Genomic DNA, 23,256 nt, shown 5'->3' with positions numbered 1-23,256 from the left:
GTCAACCGGAAGTGGACGAAGTTTTCGTGTAAAGACGTACGCTCTGACCGAGATCCTCGGTTGACCCAACGTCGAAAGGCCGGAGCGCAGCCCCGATCAGTTCCGGTCAAAGCCTCCGCGCCCGTCCAAAGCTGATCTGCCCCTGACTCGGCGGGAGGGTCTCCCGCGCGGGCTTGACCTTGCCTATATTCGACTGAAATGAACGGGGCGCGGCGCATGCCGCCCATTCGCCTGCCCCAGCTTGGCCCGAGAGAGGACCCACCTGATGAAATTCCGCTTCCCGATTGTCATCATCGACGAGGATTTTCGCTCCGAAAACACCTCTGGCCTTGGCATCCGGGCACTCGCACAGGCCATCGAGGCCGAAGGTTTCGAAGTGCTGGGCGTCACCAGCTATGGCGACCTGTCGCAATTCGCCCAACAGCAGAGCCGCGCCTCGGCCTTCGTGCTGGCGATCGACGACGAGGAATTCTCCGCCGGTCCCGAACTCGACCCGGCGGTCGAGAAGCTGCGCGCCTTCATCGAGGAAGTGCGCTGGAAAAACGCCGATGTGCCGATCTTCCTGCATGGCGAGACGAAGACCTCGCGCCATCTGCCCAACGACATCCTGCGCGAACTGCACGGCTTCATCCACATGTTCGAGGACACGCCGGATTTCGTGGCCAAACACATCATCCGTGAGGCGAAAAGCTATCTCGAAAGCATCCAGCCGCCTTTCTTCAAGCAGCTTCTCGACTATGCCGAGGACGGCTCCTACTCGTGGCACTGCCCGGGGCACTCGGGGGGCGTGGCCTTCCTGAAATCGCCCATCGGGCAGATGTATCACCAGTTCTACGGTGAGAACATGCTGCGCGCCGATGTCTGCAACGCCGTAGAGGAGCTGGGCCAGCTGCTGGACCATAACGGCGCGATCGGCGCGTCCGAGCGCAACGCCGCGCGGATTTTCAACTCCGATCACTGCTTCTTTGTGACCAACGGCACCTCGACCTCGAACAAGATGGTCTGGCACCACACGGTGGCCCCGGGCGACGTGGTCGTGGTCGACCGCAACTGTCACAAGTCGATCCTGCATGCGATCATCATGACCGGCGCGATCCCGGTCTTCCTGAAACCCACGCGGAACCACTGGGGCATCATCGGCCCGATCCAGCGCTCGGAATTCGAGCCCGAGGCGATCAAGGCGAAGATGCGCGCGAACCCGCTTCTGGCCGATTACGACATCGACGCTGTGCAGCCGCGGATTATGACCCTGACGCAGTCAACCTATGACGGCGTGCTTTACAACACCGAGGTGATCAAGGGGCTCCTCGACGGCTGGGTCGACAACCTGCATTTCGACGAGGCGTGGATCCCCCATGCCGCCTTCCACCCGTTCTACGGCCAGTATCACGCGATGGGCCGCAAGCGTGAGCGCACGGCCAAGTCGATCACCTATGCGACGCAATCGGTGCACAAGCTGCTCGCCGGGATTTCCCAGGCGAGCCACGTGCTGGTGCAGGACAGTCAGGAGGAAAAACTCGACCGGCACCTCTTCAACGAGAGCTACCTGATGCACACCTCGACCAGCCCGCAATATTCGATCATCGCAAGCTGCGACGTGGCGGCGGCGATGATGGAGCCTCCGGGCGGCACCGCGCTGGTGGAGGAAAGCATCGTCGAAGCGCTCGATTTCCGCCGCGCCATGGTGAAGGTCGAAGAGGAATACGGCCCCGAGGACTGGTGGTTTCAGGTATGGGGCCCGACCGATTTCCGCGCGGATGGCGACGGGATGGCCGAGACCCGCGACTGGGTTCTCAAGAAGACCGATGCCGAGGGCGTCGAGACTACCGGGTCGGATAGCTGGCACGGCTTTGGCGACATGGCGCCGGGCTTCAACATGCTCGACCCGATCAAGGCCACGATCATCACCCCCGGCCTCGACATCGAAGGGCATTTCGACGACAGCGGCATCCCGGCCTCGATCGTGTCGAAATACCTCGCCGAGCATGGCGTCGTGGTCGAGAAGACCGGGCTTTACAGCTTCTTCATCCTGTTCACGATCGGCATCACCAAGGGCCGCTGGAACACGCTCCTGGCGGCTCTCCAGCAGTTCAAGGACGATTACGACAAGAACCAGCCGCTGTGGCGCGTGATGCCGGAGTTTTCCGCGAAATTCCCGCGCTACGAGCGCATGGGGCTGAAAGATCTAAGCCAGCACGTCCATTCGCTTTACGCGAAATACGATGTCGCGCGGCTCTCGACCGAGATCTACCTGACCGACCATCACCCCGAGATGACGCCGTCGGAGGCCTTCTCGCATATCGCGCGGCGCAAGACCGAACGTGTCTCGATCGACGAGCTGGAAGGCCGGATCACGACGAGCCTCGTGACCCCCTACCCGCCGGGCATCCCGCTATTGATCCCAGGCGAGGTATTCAATTCGAAGATCGTCGAATACCTGCGCTTCAATCGCGAATTCGCGCATGAATGCCCTGGCTTCGAGACCGACATCCACGGCCTCGTGACGGAGACCGGCGAGGACGGCAAGACGCATTACTTCGCGGATTGCGTGGCGCGCTGAGGCGGCACGCCTAAGGTCGAACGAACAAAGGGCGCGGCTCGGTTTATCCCGACCGCGCCCTAACTCATTTCACAGACGGATCGGTTTCGAGAGGAAAGCAGCATGAGCGACATCCCGAAGGGCACGATGATGGCCGTGGTCACGACCGGCACGGGTGGCTACGAGCGGCTCGAATACCGCGAGGTTGCGATGCCCGAACCGGGGTCCGGCGAGGTGCTGCTGCAGGTGCTGGCGGCGGGCATCAACAACACCGACATCAACACCCGACTGGGCTGGTATTCTTCCGAGGTCAAATCCGGCACGCAGGAGTCGCGCGAGGACGCCGAGCATGCCGATGGCGGCTGGAGCGGGGCCACGCCCTTCCCGCTCATCCAAGGCACCGATTGTTGTGGGCGGGTCATCGCGGTGGGAGAGGGTGGCGATGAAGCCCTGATCGGCACTCGCGTACTGGTGCGGTCCTGCATGCGCCAAAACGGTTTCTCCTCGATGGACACCGTCTGGCTCGGCTCCAATTTCGACGGGGCCTTCGCGCAATATGTGAAAGTGCCCGCAGGCGAGGTCTTCGCCATCGACAGCGACTGGAGCGACGCCGAACTCGCCACCCTGCCCTGCGCATATGGCACCGCCGAGAACATGATCCACCGCGCAGGCGTCACCGCGGGCGAGCGCGTGCTGGTGCCCGGTGCCTCGGGCGGCGTGGGCTCGGCGCTCATCCAGCTTCTCAAACGGTGCGGCGCGAAGGTGATCGCTGTCACCAGCGCCACCAAGCGCGAGATGGTGCTGGAGATCGGCGCGGATCGGGTGCTCTGTCGCGAAGACGATCCCGTAGCGGCAATCGGCGAAAGCTGCGTGGATGTCGTGATCGACAACGTCGCCGGGCCGGGTTTCGGGACGATGCTGAAACTGCTCCGGCGCGGCGGGCGCTATGCCTCCTCCGGCGCGATTGCCGGACCAATCGTGGAGTTGGACATGCGCGACATGTATCTCAAGGACATCACCCTGATCGGCTGTACCGCATGGGACGAACCAGTCTTCGGCAACCTGATCTCCTATGTCGAGAAGGCCGAAATCCGCCCCTTGCTGGCGGCCACCTACCCGCTCGATCAGATCGCCGAGGCGCAGAAGGTGTTTCAGCAAAAGCGACACGCCGGGAAGATCGTGCTGATCCCGGAGCCGTAAAGTGTCGAAACGGCAGACCCGGGTCGGACTCGGCCGTGCGGATATTACCCGGTATCGGTCGTCACTTGCCGGGATCGGGGGGATCGGTGAACACCCGCACCAGCATCGTGCCGACGATCCACACTCCGAAGGTCAAGACGATGGTGGCGCCGGTGCTCAGGTAACCGCCGACAAAGCCGGCCAGCGCGATCACGACGCCGATGGCGCCGACGAGCCCGACCAACTCATGTCTTTTCTGGCGAAAGCCCATCGGTCTGCCCCCGTCCTCATGCTCTGCCGGGCCGTCCGGCCCGGCCCCTACGCGTTCTTCTGATCGTCCTCGTCGGCCTCCTTGACCCGCTCGATCTCCACCTTGACCCGGGTGACGAGCCCCGCGATCACGCCGAGGACGGCCAGCCAAGGCGCGGCGAGCACCACGACCCCGCTGACGGCGAGGCTGAGATTGAGGGGTGCCTCGACGAAGGGATCCCCGTCGGCGGAGCTGATACGCAGCTGGCGCACGCTCCCCTCTTTCGCCAATTCCTTGACGCGATCGACGAGTTGGCTTCCCGCGACCTCGATTTCTTCCCAGGCGGTACGGTCGGACTTCTTGTCGTCTTCCATCGAACTGTTCCTCTTCAAGGGGTAACATAGATGCGATTGTAGCAGCGCTTGCGACAGGTTGATGCGAAAGCGCGATCACAGGTGACCGCTTCCCACTGCGCAGATGGAGAGAAACACGATTTTGCGACTTCCGCCTTGATCTTCGTCAGGCAAGGCCGGAAAGGGCCACTCGCAGATCGGGAGATCGCAGTCACTCTCCCTCCGGACCGGCCCCGCTGCCCGGTCAGATTGCGGGTTTGCAGCATATGGCGGAGGAGGTGCCCGCCAAAGAGGTTTCTTAGCCTGCCGCAACCTGTCGCGCTAACCCAATATAATAACATAATTTATTCAAGCCGCCTTCGCAGCCCATTGCAATCAATCGCAGAGGTGTGCATCCTCAATGGTGGGTAGGATGTTGGGCGAATGCGTTAGGTTCCCATGCCGAAAATCGCAAAAGAGCTTTCCGCGCTAGAGGTGAAGAACCTCGCGCATCCCGGCACGGGGCGAAACGTGATCCGTCCGGTGGGCGGAGTCACGGGGCTTTACCTGCAACTCACGCCCAAGGGCGGGCACTCTTGGCTCTTGCGCACGACTATTGGCGAGAAGCGCCGGGAAATCGGTTTGGGTGGATACCCTGATGTTACCCTAAGCCAAGCGCGTGAACGGGCCAGAGAGGCCAAGGAGCAGGTGCGTGCGGGTATTGACCCCGTCGAACAGCGGAAGGCCAACCGTGCGGCCCTAGTGGCGGCCCAGCGCCGGGGGCTGACATTTTCCGAAGCGGTGGAGAGCTACCTGTCGGCCAAGCTCGACGCCTTCACGAATGACAAACACCGCGCGCAATGGCGCAGCACCCTTGAAACCTATGCCGTGCCGAATCTGGGAAAGATGTTGGTGCAGGATATTGCGGTGCAGGATGTGCTGCGCGTCTTGGAACCGATCTGGCAAAGCAAGACCGAAACAGCCTCGCGCCTGCGCGGGCGGATCGAGGCGGTTCTATCTTGGGCCACAGTCTCGGGCCATCGCCAAGGAGACAACCCGGCTCGCTGGAGCGGCAACCTCAAGGAGCTGTTGCCAGCGCCTGGAAAGGTCAAGGGAAAGGCCAATTACCCCGCCTTACAAATCGACGATGCACCGCAATGGCTGACCGAACTGCGCGAGCGTGAGGGAATGAGCAATCGCGCACTCGAATTTGCCGCGCTGACCGCTTCGCGCTCGCAAGAGGTGCGCGGCGCGCGCTGGGAGGAAATCGACCTAGAGGCGGCTTTGTGGATAATCCCGGCGGCGCGGATGAAGATGGACCGCGAACACCGCGTGCCGCTCTCTACCGATGCGCTGGCGCTGTTGAAGGCCCTGCCGCGCTTTCAGGGAAGCATCCATGTGTTCCCGGCACCAAAGGGGGGCGAAATGTCCGACATGGCTCTCAGCGCCGCGATGAAGCGCCTGCACGCCGCCAAGCTGGCCGAGGATGGGGTGGGCTATGTGGACCGCGTGAGCAAGCGCCCTGCAGTGCCGCACGGGCTGCGCTCGACCTTCCGCGATTGGGTGGCAGAGCGCACGCATTTTCCGGGCGACATGGCCGAGGTGGCGCTGGCGCATAAAGTGGGAAACGCCGTGGAAGCTGCCTATCGGCGCGGCGACATGGTCGAGAAGCGGCGTGGTATGATGGACGCTTGGGCGGATTACTTGGCGGGCCGCGTGCGGGCTGGCGCTGATGTGGTGAGGATTGGGTGATGTTTGCTCCTGATGGATTTGTACCCTTTGCGGTTGCACAGCGATGGATATTAGAAAGAGCCGACGAGTTTTATCGTGAGTGCGCGCTGCCGTGGGCTGCCCGGCTCGCGGATGAAAGCGATGACGCCGACGCTCAAAAATTATTTCGCACAGCTTTCGCTGGTCGGATGATATTCTTGGAGTGGTTGGTAGACACTTGTCTGTATTACCAGCCGGTTGCGGTATATCCCGCAAGCCCTGGCGGGGACATCATGCGGGTGGGCAACCAATTTTTCGAAGCCGAGGACCATTTGTCATGGTATGATTTTCAATGGCCCCTCTTAGATGATGAGCTTCGGCCAATTGCGGAGAGCGGAGCCGTTAGGGAAACTCTTGACGGACGATTTGAATACTATTTCTGGGACCGCGACAATTGTTGCATTAGAATCCCGGAGGTCGAAGAGTGCAGGAACCTCCCGGCGCAAGCAGGATTTTTTTTGGACGTAGCTCTAGAGTTTGACGGCTGGTCAGTCTGCTTCAAACACGAGGATTGCGACACACTCGAAACGATTTTGGTCAGGCTTTATGACTGGACCGGAGAGCGTACGGCCCCTTCCCTCAAAGGGCGCCCGCGCAAACAGGAAGTCGCAGCAAGTATATACGCTTCACTCTATCCGGAAGGGCATGAGGTGCGAGGGCATACCTGGCTGCAAGTTGCCGACTCCGTTGGAAAGGCGGGCGGAATTTCGGTGAGTGTAGATACATTGAGGCGTGGCTTGGCTCAAAACTGAAAAGCAAAACGGAGCGCAAATAGCGCGAAAAAGAAGCGAAAATTAATGCTGTTTTTCGCTGTTTTTGCTTGTCTGTTCAACGCAATTTGCCTCGCGCAATGTGCATCCAATCGCAAATGATTGGAGCACGCAGCATGGCACAGACCTACCTCTCGGACCTTCAACTTGCCGCCCGCTATGGCGTCCACCGCTCGACGCCTTGGCGCTGGGCCAAGACTGATCCGCACTTTCCCAAGCCGGTGACGCTTTCGCCGGGATGCACCCGCTGGAACCTCGCAGAGCTTGAACGCTGGGAAGCTGCGCAGCGCTAAAACCGCGCCCCACAATCGGGGGCGGCGGTTCTAGTTTCGTGTGTGGTGATACTTCGCGACCCTAGCCCAGCGCCCCCTAATCCCACAACTGAATTAGGAGCCGAAGGAATGGCGAAACATGGCTTTGACCATGCCCGATACCTTATTGCCGAAAGCAATGGCAGACAGGTTGAAATCCACCTCTACGGGCGGCTGCGCTGGGCGCTCGACAACCTGATCCGCGCAGGGGAGCGGGGATGCACCCCGATTGACCATCCCGGCCCGCGCTGGTCAGCCTATGTCCACAAGCTCAAGGAACATGGCCGGCGGATCGAGACGGCCCACGAGCGCCACGAAGGAGCCTCCCCCGGCACACATGCGCGCTACGTTCTGCGCTCGACGGTCGCACGGCCCCGCCAAAGCGGTGCGCGATGAGGCGCGCCCAGATCCGCCGATTGATGCGCCGGGGACTTAGCGAGGCCCAAGTCCGCAACCTCGCTATATTGGTCTATGGGGGGTGGTGGCATTGACGGCCCAGCGCGCTTCCCTGCTGGCCGAGGAAATCCGGCAAGAAATTGTCCGGCTCAATCTGGCGGGCTTTCACCTCTTGCCGCTTGGGCGCGGCGATGACGGGAAAACACCCGGCATCAACAATTGGACCGCGCCAAAGGTCAAGCTGGGCCAAGTGCTGGCCCCGCTCCATCGCCATGGGGTGGGCGTCTATGGCGTGAGGTTGGACGGGCTGGCCGTAATCGACTGCGACAACGACGACCTTGCCCTTGTCGCTGAAATGGAATCCCGGTTTGGCTCTAGCCCGGTGCATGTCCTTACGCCAAGGGGGCGGCACCTCTACTATCGCGCGGGCGGTGCAATACCGAACCTGCGTGCCGAAGGGCTTCCGGTCGATCTGAAATCGGGCGGGCGGTCCTATGTGGTCGGCCCGCTCTCTCAGCGGCCCGATGGCGAGCGCTACGTTCCTGTAAAGGGGGTGCTGGGGGTGGATGGTCTGCCCGTAATCTACGGCGCAAAAACGGCGACGGGTGCGTCAGTGCCGATCCGACAGGGCGAGCGTCATCAAAGCTTGGTCAGCGAGGCGATTGCGATGGTCGAAACCGTCAGCGGCCCCGGTGAGCTGGCTGCGCGCCTTTTCGTGATGCGCGATGAGCGGTGTGAAGCCCCTTCGAGTATGCCCGATGCTGAGCTGCGCGGAATTGCCGATTGGACCTGGCAACACTTGCTCAGGGGGGAACTATATCAAGGGCGGGACAGCGCCTTTCCGGTCCATAGGCTGGCACATGACGCCCTGCGCGGAAAACCGGGTGGGAGCGATGCAATCGCGCTGTATGTCTTGCTGGTCGATCTGCATGGGCATGACCCCGGCAAACGCTTCGCGCTCGATCACGGCGCGATGAAGGCGGCGGGGCTGACCGATCTGTCGGTGCGTGGGTTTCGGGCAGCGCGTCGGATGTTGGAGAATGCGGGGCTATTGGGGGTCGCGACCAAATACCGCCCCGGCTCGCATCGCCAGCAATACCGGCTTGAGCGCCTGCGCCCCGGTATGGCCGCTGCGGCGAATGTCGAGCGAATTTCCGAGATCGCGCCGCGCGGGAAGGATGAGGAAAAAAGGGGGAAGGACTAAGGTTATATTTGTGGCGCAGATTTGCGCCACAAGAGAGTTCGCAGGTGATTTTGGTCCCTGAGCAGGCTACCGATCAATTCAGCATATTCCGTGCGGGTCGGGCCTCATGTTACCCAAGGTTCGTTTGGAAAGTCTGAAGGGGACAAGTGTATGCTTAACAATATCGGGTTCCTTGGCCTAGCTATGATTGCTCTTGTGGTCGTGTTACCCATTTGGCTCATCGCCAAGCTGGCTAACGGGAAGGCTAAAGGACGTAAGCGCATCGCAGACGCAATTGAGGAGATTGCTAAATCCCAAAGCGACAAAGGACAGAAGTAAGAAGTCTCGATCATCTTGCGCGACCAGTACGCGCGTGCAAACACACTTGTTCGTCTGACTGCTTCGGAACCGAAAAAGAGCAAGGCTAACTGCAGCGTCCACGGCCGGTGTCTACCTCGACAATGAACAGGCGGCTGCCGCGCGTGTCGCTGGCGCGGATCAACTGGCGGTTGCCCGGCGCGCCCTTGATCGCATAGACCCGGCGCGAGGAAGCGACATGTCCAGCGCGCAGTTCAAGATGGATTGGCCATGCTGGATTCCTTGCCACCCGTCCTTCGTGTCTTAGTTGATCAAAAGGCCCGCCGCGCTCCACTCGGTCAGAGACCGGGCAGCACGCATGACACAGGATTGAGAGCATCCGGGAGGCGTCAAGACGGCGCTGGCGCGTGGCTTGATGTTGTAAAATGTTGAGGTTGGGACCCGCAAACGGTCGCGCATGTCGTCAGCGCCGCTGGACTTCGTCTGAGGTGCTTCGGATCGTCGAGGAAACGCTGGAAGAGAACGCCAGCATCTCGGTCGTGCACGCCGCAATGGCGTGGCGCCAAACCTGCTGTATCGTTGGCGCCGTCTGATGCTGGAGGGAGGGACCATGGCAGGTCACAACACCAACCGAGCTTGGTCGCGTTTGGATGAAGATCCAGTTGACGGTCACCTCGGCTAGGTCTGCGCGCATGATGACGTTAGGAAACCAGCGGATTCCAACAGCATGAGAGTTTCGATTTCGCTTTGCAGTCACTCGTCGGCGACGAGAGCCAAGAAAATCGAGCAGGGCTGAATTTCGCCGAATAGAACGCTTCCATCAGCAATGCCACGGATGAACTGTGTAGCTTCCGAACGGTTAAGACGGGCCATCGCGAGCGATCTTTCCAAAGCGGCCACCTGACCCTGCCAAAGTTCGACTGGACCGGCTTCGGGTGGTGATCGTCGACGGCGCTCCAAGGCCAGTTCTATGTTTCTGATCTCCGCCTTGAAATGGGCACTTACTTGCAAGGCGAAGTCTGCAAGTTCTCGGCGGATACCATTCAGGACCGACGCCTTATGTTGCTCAACCTGTGACTTGAGCGCTGCCAACTGTCTAGATCGGATCGCGTTCAAAACCTCATGCTTCTCGAGAGGCACTAGTGGGGTTCTACCCTTGGCCAACGCATTCTTGGTCGTCGTAGTTATCGGCGTGAGACAAAGGTCCACTTCGTCATCCGTCAAATTCTGCCAGCCATCTCGCGCCTTCCAAGACCCAACGCGAGCAAACCTTGCTGGCGCCGCAATCCTGATTTTGCGTTGAAGAGCGTGAAATAGAGCTTGAAGCGCATCGCGATCGGCGCTGAGTGCTCGCCTTTGTGCATCTGTCGGCGCGTCGGCGAGTATTTTCTTTGCTTTGGGTGTCCAAATTGGCGGAAGGAGTCCATCGGGAAACGAATCGATCTGCGCCACCGAAATTAGCACCAGTGGTCCAAACCCTCTTGCCGGGTGACCTTCTGGCAGCCTGACGCTCGTCTGCGCAACCGGCTTTGCCATTCCGAAGCCATTGACGCATGCAGCTGTGTAACCGGCGACCAGACCATCGTGTAGCTCTCCGCCGTGGTCGAAAAAGCGTAGCGGGCGTCCGGATCTTTCCCCCTCTACTGAACGCTCCCCATCGTCCGTGAAGACGATTTTCCGAGGCGGTGCAGAGAGGTCCGCTCGACGATAGATGAATGGGATATGTCCCGACATCCAGTTCTCCCGGGACGCACTGAGCAAAGCGAAAGGACTGTCGCCCGCGCGCCCTCTCTCGCCAACGCCATGATACCAGATCGTCTGGAACCCGTAGTCGTCGACCTTGTCACGTCGATAACCGACGTCGAAATCGCGGGACGCAGTTATTGACTTCAGCCATGCACCGATTGCTCGTTCTTCCCGCCGTATTGGTGTATCTTTTGGGCGCGCGAGTTCAGAAAGCATCGCAGGCGCCGGACAAGGCTTCTGATACCACTGAGCAAATTGATCAGCTGTCTGTTGATGTGTGAACGGATCTGCTTCGTTGAAACGAGAGGGCAGTCCGGTGCCATTTCCCGTAAGTCGAGCAAGCGAAAGGGCTGCCTTGCGACCGATGGCGGCGCTTCCCAGAACTGTCTGAAGCCCAGCTAGTTCTGAGGGTGAAAGAGGTGGCAGCGGAGCGTCGAACACGCCAAGTGCCGCGACAGTATCGGCGATCGCGGTTTCCTGAGATCCTTCGATCAGGATGCGCCAGATATCGATGACACGCTTCGAGCCTTTGCGATCGCCCGTGGGGCCAAGACGGTCTACACGGCCGATCAGCTGGTCGATAGCGTCGATTTCCCAAGGCAAAGAGAAAAAGATTATCCCTTGGGCCACGTGATGAAGGTTGAGCCCTGCTTGCACCCAGTCGCCGACGAGCAAAATGCGGCTCTCCCCGGAAAGCAAAGGAGCAAGCGTTTCCTGGATTTCGCGAACATTCGTTACCCCTTCGACATCCGACGCTGCAGGGCGCCGCAGCACTGAGATGCCATCTGAGAGGAAGGGGAAATACCTTGGAAGCGCTGTGCGCAACATGTCGATGGTTGGATTGTCTCCACAGACGATGATGAATGCGCGATCTTCATCATGGAACCATTGCTCCGACAGAATGTCGAGCAAGGCTTCTAGGCGACTATCACCGGGATCCTCTAATGACTTGATGCGTGCGGCTTCTGCCAGCTGAGCGAGGCTCCCTCCCCGCGTCGCAAGTTCCGTCAGAACCGTCCGCGCCGCTCTAGCGCTGCGCTGCAGGGCACGTGCAGATGTCCAGGCAGGTCCCTGTATGCCTTCGCCTGGATCTGCGTCCGCAAGCACCAAGGCAGCGATCTCATGCCGCATTCGCTCGAAAGTAAGTGGTTGGAGCCGAACCTCATGATTACGTCTCTGGGGCAGATATTCGCCCCATTCGGCGCGACCGTTCCTTATGATGCGCCGTGCTGCTCCCGATTGCAGGAAGCCTTGGGTCCAGTCTTCAGGGCTATCCGACCCGGCAAGAGCCGCAATTGTCGCTTCCTCGCGGTCTTGAAGAACGTCAGCTACGCTGCGACTCTCCATCCGCGCAAGCGAGGCAGCCTCCGGCTCGATCATTCGCAAGATCGGTTCGCGCCAGACAGGATCGCCGAGTCTCGGAGTGGCCGATAGAACAAGAACTTGCCGGAACTCGTCCGCTGCTTGTGAAATGGCTTGGATCGCGTCTCGCGGCATCGTTTGGGGTTCGTCAACAATCAAAAGATCAAACACAGCAGGATCCGCGCTTATTGTTCGCGCCCCCTGTCCAGGACGTGTCATCAGATCGCGTGGACGCGCCAGCGTGACCGGCGACAGTTCGTTTTGAATACCATCTCCGATCGAACCGGCGATAGCAGGCATCACATGGCCTCGGATCCAGCACTCCTCCTGCCATTGCGCTAACAGATTGTCTGGCGCAATCACGAGTGTTCGGTGTGCGGAATGTTGCCAGCGGAGGGCATTCACGATCATCAACGCCTGCACGGTCTTGCCGAGTCCCACCTCATCCGAAATTAAATGACGAATGTGGGAGTCTCCAAGGACCCGTCGCACAGTTGCTATCTGGTGGGGCAAAGGATCAGCGGCGACTCCGAGGGCGCCACCCAGACCGATATCGAGAGCTGAAACCCTTCGCCGCAACGCCTGTACGCAATTCACGAATCTAAGGTAGTGGTCCATCAGATGGTACTCCCGTTCGGCAGGTCTCCAAGTGCGAGCTTGCGCCGAAGCGCAACGTAACGAACGGCTCTACTGGTTCGGACGTCCGAAAGTCCCTTTGCCACGGACTCTCGCCAACCTTCTGTTTCCACCATTGCCTTCGGTGAAAGCCATAGCTGCAACATGGTTCGGATTTCGGAACGTCCGAGCCAACGCAGACCGGGTCGCCTGGAGGCGTCAACATGGGTAGAGTCAAGAAGATCGACCAAGTCGTCTTCCGTAAGCTCGCTGTAAAAGGGCTTGATAAGTGCCAACCACCTCGCCTCAGGCAGAATGAACGGGCGGAACATCGGAAGCAGCGGAATCTCGCGCGAGCGTTCCAGCGCATCGTGCCATGAGGCCGCAGGACGGGCCATGTCCACCTCGTCGAAGGCTTCAATACCGTTCGTTTCCAATTTCTGTCGCAAGTCTTCGTATGCATCGATCACGGCGAGATCGAGTTCTCCCGCCAGATCTTCAGTCCACTGCAAAAGCGCTTCTGAGATGTCCGGTACAACCTCTCGAAGGCGCACGACCAATCGCTCACGCAGAAACTCTTGATCGTGAGCCGCCTCAATATTCGGCAAGTCCTCGCCGGAGACCAAGCCAAGGGCCTCGGCAGATCGAAGTAGCGCGCCATGCGGGGACAGAATCGAGAGGTTGATACCCGCTTCCAACCTGCGCCATCTCGCGCCGCAAAGCTGCTCGATCAACGCAGCTTCAAGCTCCTCGACGACCGACCATCGTCGCCAGTTTCCGAGAAGGTCATTCGCTTCTGCAAGTTGCCACGCAACATTCGCACGGGCCAATTCGATGATTCCAACGCTATTATCGCTCGACTTCGGTTCCCGAAGTAATGCGGGAAGTGACACTCTCCTGCGATCTCCCAAGCCAAGTCGAGTGGACCGCGATTCTGAAAGGATCAGGCCCGCCGTCAACGCCTCGTGGTCGGCCGCGTCCGGCAGTACCAGCCGGGTTCCTCCTAGGCGGCGCCCCCCTGCTGCCCCGAGAAGAGGCGCAACGACCGTCGCGATGAGCGAAGGAATTGCTCCTGTATCTTCGCCACTCCTCGTCCACTCACCCGTTTCCCCATCATAATTTATCTCGCGGCGAACCGGTGGAAGCGAAAATACCTTCTCCAGAATACCCTCGGCTTCGACATGCAATCGCAAGCCGCTTTCGTTTGCTCGCAGCCCAGCCAACTTTCCCTGGATTTCATGCAGAACCGGAGAACGACCCGTTATCCTCGCCGGAAGGCGTTCTACCACACCTTGAACCATAAGCGCCGGCTCGTTCGGGGAAACTACTCGAATGCGGATCGGAACAGCCTCAAGCGCAAGGGGAGCCGTTACTCTGATCTCAAGTCGGCCTGTCTCGAGATCGGAGACATTTGCGTTGGCTGGAAACAATTTTACCATTGCAGGTTCAATATCCGGCGGCTCTACGACTTCGAACTCCAGCCTGTCGAGTTCTCGACCTTCGGTCGGCTCGATCAAATGACGACCAACGTCCGGTCTGAATGCCTTCCAATCGGTCCCGCCGATACTCAGAAGGCCCCCTGCGGCAACTGCGCCATCGAGAAGGAACTCAGCATCCTTCACTCCGCGCTGAGACACGAGAACCGGAAAGTCATCGATGAACTTGTTTGAAACGCCAGGCGCAGGTAATCCCGCGATCTGCAGAGTTGGGGCACGGTCTGCTATCCCAAACCCGCGGCGACGCAAGAACTCAATATCCGAGGGGACAGATGTTTCCAGAGTCCGCATTTCGACGTTGTCGTTCTCACCCGCGCGAATGAATTGCAAAATCCTCGATCCGGGCTGAAGCATTTCGCCCGGAAAAACCGCGTGGGCTACAGAGCCACTGGACTCGACAGCGAAAAACTCCGGTTCGAGTGGCTGCAAACGGTCTAGAGTGAACTTTGAAGATCCCTCATCGAGGTCGAGTGCATCGTCCCGTCGCAACGGGGACAAAGGAAAAGGATAAAGATTCCTTAGAACGATTTCGCCACCAGCGAGGAATGAGCGAAGCGAGATCATATGAAGCCCGTCAGCGGCCCGAATGCGGTCGCCATGTATACGCAAAGCGGCGATCACTTCATCGCGCACTTGGGCCGGTAGCGTTGGCCCACGAATGATCAGCTGTCTTGGCACATCATGACTCAGTGCAAGGACATAGCGGGATGGTGCGAGCTTAGTGAGGCGTTCCGTTCTTTTTGTGACCGTTTTCCTCGCCTCAGTGATAGCTCGAAGTGCGCTCCAATCTTTTCGGATATCTCCGTCGACTCTCTCGAGAAGGCTCCGAGACAGCCAGCCTTCCGACTCGGGCGCAAGTAGCCTGCGCATAACCTCTAGGGCGACGTCCCTCTGTAGGAGCCAGTTTTCGAAACGACGACTTACATGCCCAGACGCAAGCGTTCTCAGGTAGTCTAGCAGCCCGTCCGTATCATCGGCTGAGACTCCTGCCCTGACGGCACGTCTTAAGGCGCCTGTAAGCTGGGGTTGAATTTCAAGAGGCACCACGGAGTTCCCGATGGGCCATGAGATATGTGGGAAATGGCGTTCCCAAGGGCTATCGCCGGGTTGCGCAAGACGAAGTCTATTGTGTCCGAGTTCGAACAGCCGAGACAAACCTGATCGAAACGCGGGCCCCGCTTCCACCCCGAGTTCTTGAGATAGCACCGGCCAAAAATCGGTTCCTGTGCCCCGGTATCGGTACCCGACCTCCGTTGCTATCACCAGCAACGGAAGATAGTTCCACGACCACACTGCTCCCGCGAGTTGTGGATCCTCCTCAATCTGCAGCGAGACCGTCTTTCTCAGCTCTTCTAGCGATGGCTCGTCAAGCCCGTGCTCGATAGCAAATACTGGCAGTTGACCTCGAGTCTCAGCAAGGCCGAACAAGCGCTCGGCAAGTGCCTCATGTTGGTCGGTCAACATATTCGCATTATGCATCTTTCCATCCGAGTTCGTACAACGTCGTGGAGCACGATCACCGCAGAGACAGTCCGAGGCAATCACCTTGAGGTTGACTACTAACTATCTGAACGTCAATCATATTCAGGACGTGTGAAGAAAGGTGCCGTGTGACTTCTGAAACTGTGCTTGCGCCCGGCTTGTACGTGCCGGACGTTCCAATCGACGGCAGCACAAGAGCCGTTGCGGATCTCGTCCGGCGCATCGTTCATGCACGTCGAGGGCTAAGCCGCGCCGAAGTTGTGAATTGGGTTTTGCAGTTCCTCGATAACATTGACCGAGTTGACACTACAGCCAGAGTCGCCGGAGTGATCGATGTGCTGTGCGAATTGCAAGATATTGGTTACGGCACGATGCGCGACGAGCAAGTTCTCGTCAGCCTGCCGGAGCGTCGGGTCGAACTTCCGGACGGCACGATCGTGGCTCTCGGCGATCATGGCATCTCCGTTGGAACAGGTTCCGAAAAATTGTTTCCAGAAGTCACTGGAAGCGCGACCGAGAGCCTTGTCGAGGTTCTTGCGTCATTTGATAAGCCAGTATCCCTGATGGGCCACCAGGCCATTGAGCCCATCGGGCACTGGACTGGAGACGGCAAGATGCCTTCTGCACTGCGCAAGGCAATTGCGCTCAGCGGAGCCTTCGATCCAGTCGAGCAGAAATGGTCGATAAGTGAAGAGAACGCCTCCTTCCTGAATGAATGGTTCGGCCTCGCACCCCTCGCCTCTTCGGATCTGGACGCTGTGCCCGAAGAGAGCCAGCTTCGCGTGGCGAAGGCTCCTGCGGGACTGAGAATGGTCGTCGAGGCTGGCCCGGGGCGTGGCAAGACTCATGTGGCCCGTGAACGGGTCATCTCCCTATTGGAGGCAGAGGGTCTCGCCCCTTCGCGTATACTGCTACTCAGTTTCACGCGCATTGCGGTTGCAGAGCTTCGAGACCGGATCGGTCGCCGCCTGGGTGAATTACCGAACGCCTCTGCGCTGCAAGTCAGGACGTTCGACTCTTTTGCGGCGCGCCTCCTTGCAAATGCTGGTTTGAGTTCTTCAGGCGGCCATGACGCCTGCATTCGGGCTGCGACAAGACTGATGCGATCGGACAACCCACTCGTTGCAAATGCACTTGGTCAGCTTGAACACGTGATCATCGATGAAGCGCAGGATCTCGTCGGCGACCGCAAGGAGATGTGCGAGGCGCTTCTTGCGTTGCTCGACCCCGCATGCGGCGTAACCGTCTTCGGGGATTTTGCACAATCGATCTACGGCTACCAGCGCAGGGGCTCTTCCGGTTCCACATTGCTCGCAGAAGTCGCGACGCGTGCAGATTTCTCTTGCGATCAGCTTGTGCGCGACCACCGCACCCGAACGAAAGCCTTGAAGGAAATGTTCTCCACAGTTCGCGAGACATTGAGAGGCGATCCGGTGGGTTCACGGGAGGGCTACTTTCATGTTCGAGAGCAGATCAGGAGGGCTGCGGTTGAGAATGACATCACGGGATTTGCTTTTCATCCGTCTACAACAGGCGGCCTGATCCTGACACGAAGCCGTCGGGGCCTGTTCACTGCTGCCGAACACATGCGCACTGCCGGCAGAAGCTTCCGGCTCCGCCTGCCCGACCGCCCACCCAGGATTGAGGCATGGATCGGCGCGCTTCTCGGGGGGCTTCCGGCCTCGACCCGTATGTCGCAGAGTGACTTTCGTTCCCTCCATGAGGCACTGAGCCCGGCGCCATGGCGGAGCGTTGAGGAGTGCTGGGAGATCCTGCTCGACCTAGATGCTTCGGGTCGAGATATGATCTCTGTTGGCAACATTGCCGAAGGTCTTGAGGATCCCCCCCTTGAGCTCCTCAGCGACCATGAGGGGAGCTCGGGACCCTTGCTCTCGACGATCCATGCGATCAAGGGGAGAGAAGCCGAAAGGGTCATGCTGCTGCTCACGCGGGCACCGTACGGCGACCGTGTTGACTGGGCGGAGGAGGCCCGCACCTTGTACGTCGGTGCGACCCGCGCAAGCACGGAACTGCGGACAGGGTGGATCCGCCCGAGAAAATTTTACAAGATCGGGGACCCGGGACGCTACTGGACCGCGCATCCCGATCATCGTTTGATCGAGATCGGACTCGAGGGAGATCTCGTCGACTGGGCGGAGTTCACGCGTTCGGGCCACGTCGTAAATGAGGCGGAAGCGATCTCGAGCATTTGGCGTGCGTCTAATGAGGAACCGAGAGTGGCGGCCTATCCTGATGCAGACGCACGTCTGGTTCTCAGGATAGGAGATCACAACGGAACCGCGATCGGATGCATTTCGCATGGCTTAATCGAATTGATCCAAACGCTAAGAAAGATCGAGCCAGATTCCGCTCTTCCAGAAGTCGTCGCAGGAATTTCCGTCGTTGGAGCGACTACGGTTGTTGTGCCCGGGCGGTCCGGAGAGGCCCCGCGCCTAGCTCTCATGCCACTACTTGGCGGCTTTGGCAGCATTCCTCGCTAAGCAATAATTTTGATTTTTTGGAGAACTTAAATGGTTGATGCGCGCGACACACTCTTGGAGCGACTGAAAGTTGATCTCATCGGCCCTGAGGAGCCGAATGAACTGATCTCAGATCGGCCGACTGATCGATACCTGACCGGAATCCTGTTTCCGCCTCGCACGACGATTTCGCCGGAAGATGACGACGAAGCGAACGATGCTGACGATGCGGATGCGGTGGGGACCGCGCTGGATGGGGTCAAGGCAGCTTCAGCATTCCGACCAAGTTCGGCTGGTCTTTCCTTTGCCATCCGACCGAGCGGTTCGGCGCCCAGATTGCGGGTTCGGGTGGATGGGGCTCGTTACAGGCCCGAAAGCGCGGCCGATGATAGCGCCGGTTCATCTAGGAAGCGGGTGCAGAGCTGGCGGCGAGATCCTCAATTCGCCGAGGTTTCACTTGAACTCGCGGAGCTGAGCGAGCAAGCGGCCCCCGTCATCAGCCTTGAGGGCAGTGGGCTTGCCGGAACGTCCTTGCACTGCCGCATCGCCCCTTGGGGTGACATTATGCTCGTGACGCTTGCGGTGACAAACGACGCGAGGCCAACCGAAGCAAGAAGTCGCGCAGCCAACGAGGAAGCAGCGCTTTTTCAGTTTTCGCTGAGTGTAGAATGCGAAGCTGACTGCAAGTTCGTTCCAAAGCCGGACAGGGCCGGACTGGCGAGCGACGAAGACGATGCCCTAGCGTCCGCCTTGCTGTATCGGGACGTCCAGCAATTCGCAGTGGGCCACACCTGTTCCGCGATGTGGGACGAGCCCGTTGATGGGACGGTAGGTCAGGTGAGGACCAGCTGGTTTCCGGAAGCCACCGTCCACGTCGTGAGCGCAGAAGGCGATATCGAGTTTCGGCAGGACGACGCTCGATTGCCGCTTGCGGCGTCATGGCTTGCATCCGAAGACGCCCCTAGTCTCGTCGCAGGGCTGAAATCTTTCGTTGCCGCCTACACAAAATGGGTTGCGAGGATGGAAGGTGCAGCGCTCGACATGCCGCAGGAGCACGTCAAGCAGGCACAAGTGCATATGCAGCGCTGCCGAACCGCTGAACAAAGGATGCGATCTGGTATTGCGCTCCTAGAGTCATCGCCCGAGGTGCTGACCGCGTTCAGGCTCGCGAACACCGCTCTTTCGCTTCAGTACTCATGGCGCGTCAATCCACAACCTCCCGAACTGATCTGGCGCCCGTTTCAGCTCGGTTTCGCACTCTTGTGTCTGGAGTCGATTGCGAACCCGGACTCCCGCTATCGCGAGAGGATGGATCTACTTTGGTTTCCAACCGGTGGTGGGAAGACCGAGGCCTACCTTCTACTGACAGCTTTCACGATCTTCCTGCGTCGTCTCCGCGCAGCGGGGAACCCGAGCGGCGCGGGCGTGACAACGTTCATGCGTTACACCCTCAGACTTCTGACCATCCAGCAGTTCGAGCGCGCAGCTGCTTTGATCTGTGCCTGCGAGATGGTCAGGCGCGGCAAGGTCAAACTGCGAAATGTCAACCTGCCTGCACACTTCGCTACGGATACGCCAATTTCCCTCGGACTTTGGGTCGGAGAAGGTGCCACACCGAACACAGTTTTGCAGGCGGAGCAGGTGCTCGATACAGAGGCGGAAAGCTCGCCGGCTCAGTTGAGCAGTTGCCCATGCTGTCGTGAAAACCTCGACTGGAAGATCTCGTCAGACAAGAGCCGTGTTGAGGTACGCTGCCTGACGAAGTCATGTGATGTGGGGCAGGAACTGGCATTGCTCCCGATCTGGACCGTTGACGAGGATGTCTATCGAGAGCGGCCAACATTGTTGATCGCCACAGTCGACAAGTACGCGCAGATCACGAGAAATCAGAAAACTGGTTGCCTTTTCGGCATCGGAACGGCGGCGGATTCCCCGGAGTTGGTAATCCAAGACGAACTACACCTGATATCTGGCCCTTTGGGCAGTTTGGCGGGGCTATATGAGACCGCGATCGATGAATTGTGTCGCTCAGGAGGGGGCATAAGGGCAAAGATCATCGGGTCAACGGCAACAATCCGCAGGGCAGAAGACCAGATAAAGGCCCTGTTTGACCGCAGATCCTTTCAGTTTCCCCCGCCTGGGCTCGATCACACCAATTCTGGTTTTGCGATCGAAAATCGTGACGTGCCGGGCCGTCGCTATGTTGGCATCTCGACAGTCGGTCGCTCGGCCAAATTCACTCAACAGGCTGTCGCGGCATCTTTGCTTCAGGCGGCTACCGACGCGACGTTACCGGAAGACAGACGCGACGGATACTGGACCCTCGTCAATTACTTTAATTCGCTAAGGGAGCTGGGCGGCGCTCTCGTTCTAATGCGTGACGACGTTGCGCGCAGTATCCGGGATTACGCCGCACGCAGACCGGCTGAAGTCGAACGCGACGCGGGGATGCAGATCGAACTCACCAGCCGCGTCCGTTCCAGCGACATTCCGAAATACCTCAAGGATCTGGAGCGTGACTGGAGCGATCCCGACCACGTCGATATCGTTCTGGCGAGCAACATGATCTCGGTGGGGATGGATATTTCTCGTCTGGGCCTGATGGTAGTAAATGGTCAGCCAAAAACGATTGCCGAGTACATTCAGGCCACTAGCCGGGTTGGCAGGAGCCAGCAGGCGCCCGGACTTGTGATCACCTTGTTCAATGCTGCCAAGTCCCGCGATCGCAGCCGATACGAGACCTTTGCCAGTTGGCATCGCAGTCTCTACCGTGATGTAGAAGCTACGAGTGTAACGCCCTTCGCCCCGCGAGCGCGCGACCGAGCACTACATGCTCCATATGTCGCAATGGTGCGCCATCTGGTTGACGGAATGGAGAACCCGGGTGCGATCGAACACCATCAAAGAGAAGCAGAAGCACTTCTGGAAACCGTAATCGCCCGCATCGAGCGGATTGATCCGGTGGAGGCAGATGCTGCGCGTGCGCAACTCAACTCGTTCCTTGACGACTGGTTCGACCGACAGGGCCTGAAGGACTATTGGCAAGACTACGGAGAAGCTCTTCTTACTTCGGCAGAAGCAGCAGCGGAGCGTGGAAACAAGGCACGTTTTGCTGGGCAGAAGCCTACTCCGAACTCGCTGCGTTCCGTTGAGGCTTCGGCATCGTATGTTCTTTTGGAAGGTGGATCGGACAGGGGAGCAGCACAATGAAATCGATCGGCAAAATTCGCAGGAGTCAGGTTCTGACAGGCAATGGCCCCGGCGCGATCATCGACTTCAGGGGCGAGAACGGCGCGCCTGTCTCCGTGGTGTCGGCTGGTCTTGAGGCCTGGGATCAACTGGCAATCAAGAAGGGACTTCTGAACGATCAGAAAATTCATCATGAGCCACTCCAGGCAAGGCTCCAGGTGAACGGGTTCCGGTTACCTCCTGTCGGAGATGAAAAAGTCGGAAGGGAAAAGCGACCACGCCTCTTGCCCGCCTACAGGTTCCCGGATTGGCATGTCTGTCCGAAATGCAATCTCCTGCAGCGTAGCCGCTTCTGGAGTTCCGAGATCGGGAAACCCGAGCTGTGGTGCACTTCCTGCAGTTCCGGGCGAGGCAAGCGCATCAAGAAGGTATATGCAGTACCTGTCCGCTTCATCGTGACGTGCCCGGCTGGCCATCTTCAGGACTTTCCCTGGATGTCATGGCCGAAGCATGCTGAATCCTGCTCCCGGAAGAAGCCTCTCAAGCTCGTAGGGGAAGGCGCCGGGTTGAAGGGGCTCAAGGTGCATTGCACCGAATGCAAGTCCGAACGCGACCTAGATGGTGCTTTGTCCCCTGGCGCGATGGGCAAGATATCATGCGACGGCAGGTCACCGTGGCTCAGGAAGCAGCCAGAACCCTGCGACCATCAGCCAGTTGCCATTCAGCGTGGTGCATCGAACGCATATTTCCCCGTAATTGAGTCCGCGCTTGACGTGCCGCCATTCGGTGGTTCCTTCCGGGACATGCTGGAGGATTTCTGGCCGGACATCATTGCGCTGGACGACAGGGCGCAGCTTCCCGACTTCGTACGGAAACGAATCCTTCCCTTGTGGCCTGAGCCTGACACGAAGCCGGAAGATCTGACTGCACGAATCCTGACCCTGCTGACAATGCTCGACAACAAGACCGGTGACCTGCGTCCCAACGAGCACCTGATGCTTTGCTCGGGCGGCCCGGACGGAGAAGAGTTCCCGGAGTTCCAGATTTCGCCTCAGGCGCTCCCGAGCGATCTGAAGAGCATTCTGGACCGTGTGGTCTCGGTCGAGAGGTTGCGCGAAGTCCGAGCTCTCAAGGCATTCACCCGTCTCAGCCCGGTGGAGGCCGCTGACAACAGCGCCTTCGTGGCGCCGCTGTCCGAGACGAAGTTGAACTGGCTTCCGGCAATTGAAGTCAGGGGGGAAGGCATATTCATCAATTTCGACGAGAGTGCTGTATTGTCATGGGAGAACGACCCCGATGTAGTCGACAGAGCTACAAAAGCGCATCAGGCTGCGGAGCGTGCGTGGCAAGACCATAACGGCAGCGATCGTCCCTTCCCTATGACGATTTCGGCGAGGTTCCTCCTGATACACACAACAGCACATGCGCTGTCTGAGCGCCTGTCACTCGACAGCGGTTACTCGACTGCATCCATCAGAGAGAGGTTGTACGTCTCGCCAGGGCCGGGTGGGATGTGCGGATTTCTTCTATACACATCCGCACCGGACTCCGATGGAACACTGGGTGGATTGTCACGAAAGGGACGTACCAGCGAAATCGGCCCGATCTTGGACGCTGCATTGCGGGACCTCGAGTGGTGCTCTTCGGATCCGCTTTGCAGCAGCGGCATTCTCTCACTTTCCGAAGGATCTGGATCTTCGGCCTGTCACTGTTGCACATTCCTTCCGGAAACCTCATGCGAGCACTTCAACCGCCACCTTGATCGCGGGATGCTGGTTGGAACACCCGCGAACCCTAGCCTCGGTTTCTTCCGCAAGCTTCTGGATGGAGTGTCTTAA

At 59.2% G+C, this 23,256-nt stretch carries 15 protein-coding genes and 1 pseudogene; 12 read left to right on the top strand and 4 right to left on the bottom strand.

The features are described 5' to 3' along the window. Window positions 1-265 precede the first annotated feature (265 nt). A complete protein-coding gene (locus tag DEM26_RS16650; RefSeq protein WP_075776905.1) occupies window positions 266-2,560 on the top strand; it encodes an arginine/lysine/ornithine decarboxylase in 2,295 nt (764 codons plus the stop codon). 102 nt (window positions 2,561-2,662) lie between these two features. Further along, complete coding sequence (locus tag DEM26_RS16645) at window positions 2,663-3,739, top strand: alcohol dehydrogenase family protein (protein ID WP_233243157.1); 1,077 nt, start codon at window positions 2,663-2,665, stop codon at window positions 3,737-3,739. 61 nt (window positions 3,740-3,800) lie between these two features. Here DEM26_RS16645 and DEM26_RS16640 read toward each other — a convergent pair whose 3' ends face one another. Further along, window positions 3,801-3,989: a hypothetical protein gene (locus tag DEM26_RS16640; protein WP_075776906.1), complete on the bottom strand. Its 189-nt coding sequence runs from the start codon at window positions 3,987-3,989 to the stop codon at window positions 3,801-3,803. A gap of 47 nt (window positions 3,990-4,036) precedes the next feature. Continuing rightward, entirely contained in the window at window positions 4,037-4,342 is a 306-nt protein-coding gene (locus DEM26_RS16635) for a DUF4342 domain-containing protein (protein WP_088727707.1), read from the bottom strand. 417 nt (window positions 4,343-4,759) lie between these two features. Here DEM26_RS16635 and DEM26_RS16630 point away from each other — a divergent pair, with 417 nt between their 5' ends. From DEM26_RS16630 to DEM26_RS16605, 7 genes and pseudogenes are all read left to right on the top strand, one after another. Continuing rightward, entirely contained in the window at window positions 4,760-6,052 is a 1,293-nt protein-coding gene (locus DEM26_RS16630) for a tyrosine-type recombinase/integrase (RefSeq protein WP_109172875.1), read from the top strand. Continuing rightward, window positions 6,052-6,822: a hypothetical protein gene (locus tag DEM26_RS16625; protein ID WP_109172874.1), complete on the top strand. Its 771-nt coding sequence runs from the start codon at window positions 6,052-6,054 to the stop codon at window positions 6,820-6,822. Before DEM26_RS16630 ends, DEM26_RS16625 begins: the two co-directional genes overlap by 1 nt. Window positions 6,823-6,956: 134 nt before the next feature. Further along, entirely contained in the window at window positions 6,957-7,133 is a 177-nt protein-coding gene (locus DEM26_RS16620) for a helix-turn-helix transcriptional regulator (RefSeq protein WP_109172873.1), read from the top strand. Between the two features lie 108 nt (window positions 7,134-7,241). Next, window positions 7,242-7,547, top strand: coding sequence for a winged helix domain-containing protein (locus tag DEM26_RS16615; protein WP_199224686.1), 306 nt, complete (start codon window positions 7,242-7,244; stop codon window positions 7,545-7,547). 85 nt (window positions 7,548-7,632) lie between these two features. Beyond that, entirely contained in the window at window positions 7,633-8,751 is a 1,119-nt protein-coding gene (locus DEM26_RS16610; protein WP_158275144.1) for a bifunctional DNA primase/polymerase, read from the top strand. A gap of 150 nt (window positions 8,752-8,901) precedes the next feature. Then, window positions 8,902-9,069, top strand: a complete 168-nt coding sequence (locus tag DEM26_RS20425) for a hypothetical protein (RefSeq protein ID WP_158275143.1) — start codon at window positions 8,902-8,904, stop codon at window positions 9,067-9,069. A 404-nt stretch (window positions 9,070-9,473) separates the two neighbouring features. Beyond that, window positions 9,474-9,664, top strand: a pseudogene (locus DEM26_RS16605) (transposase); the annotation flags it as partial. A 137-nt stretch (window positions 9,665-9,801) separates the two neighbouring features. Here DEM26_RS16605 and DEM26_RS16600 read toward each other — a convergent pair. Further along, window positions 9,802-12,774 (bottom strand): SNF2-related protein, encoded by a 2,973-nt coding sequence (locus DEM26_RS16600; RefSeq protein ID WP_109172871.1) that lies wholly within the window; start codon window positions 12,772-12,774, stop codon window positions 9,802-9,804. Continuing rightward, the gene (locus DEM26_RS20235; protein ID WP_146194475.1) at window positions 12,774-14,945 is read right to left on the bottom strand and encodes a hypothetical protein; all 2,172 of its coding nucleotides are present in this window, start codon (window positions 14,943-14,945) and stop codon (window positions 12,774-12,776) included. Before DEM26_RS20235 ends, DEM26_RS16600 begins: the two co-directional genes overlap by 1 nt. 1,130 nt (window positions 14,946-16,075) lie before the next feature. On the opposite strand from DEM26_RS20235, the gene DEM26_RS16585 reads away from it, so the two are divergent. From DEM26_RS16585 to drmB, 3 genes are read left to right on the top strand one after another with little or no spacing between them, the layout of a single operon-like run. After that, window positions 16,076-18,250: a UvrD-helicase domain-containing protein gene (locus tag DEM26_RS16585; protein ID WP_233243156.1), complete on the top strand. Its 2,175-nt coding sequence runs from the start codon at window positions 16,076-16,078 to the stop codon at window positions 18,248-18,250. Window positions 18,251-18,280: 30 nt separating this feature from the next. Beyond that, window positions 18,281-21,439: a helicase-related protein gene (locus tag DEM26_RS16580; protein WP_199224685.1), complete on the top strand. Its 3,159-nt coding sequence runs from the start codon at window positions 18,281-18,283 to the stop codon at window positions 21,437-21,439. Then, window positions 21,436-23,256, top strand: coding sequence for a DUF1998 domain-containing protein (drmB, locus tag DEM26_RS16575; RefSeq protein ID WP_109172867.1), 1,821 nt, complete (start codon window positions 21,436-21,438; stop codon window positions 23,254-23,256). The genes DEM26_RS16580 and drmB overlap by 4 nt, the downstream gene beginning before the upstream one ends.

Origin of the sequence: Thioclava sp. NG1 (assembly GCF_003122275.1) — a bacterium.
Lineage (GTDB): Bacteria > Pseudomonadota > Alphaproteobacteria > Rhodobacterales > Rhodobacteraceae > Thioclava > Thioclava nitratireducens.
This window is presented reverse-complemented; position numbering and strand designations above follow the sequence as displayed.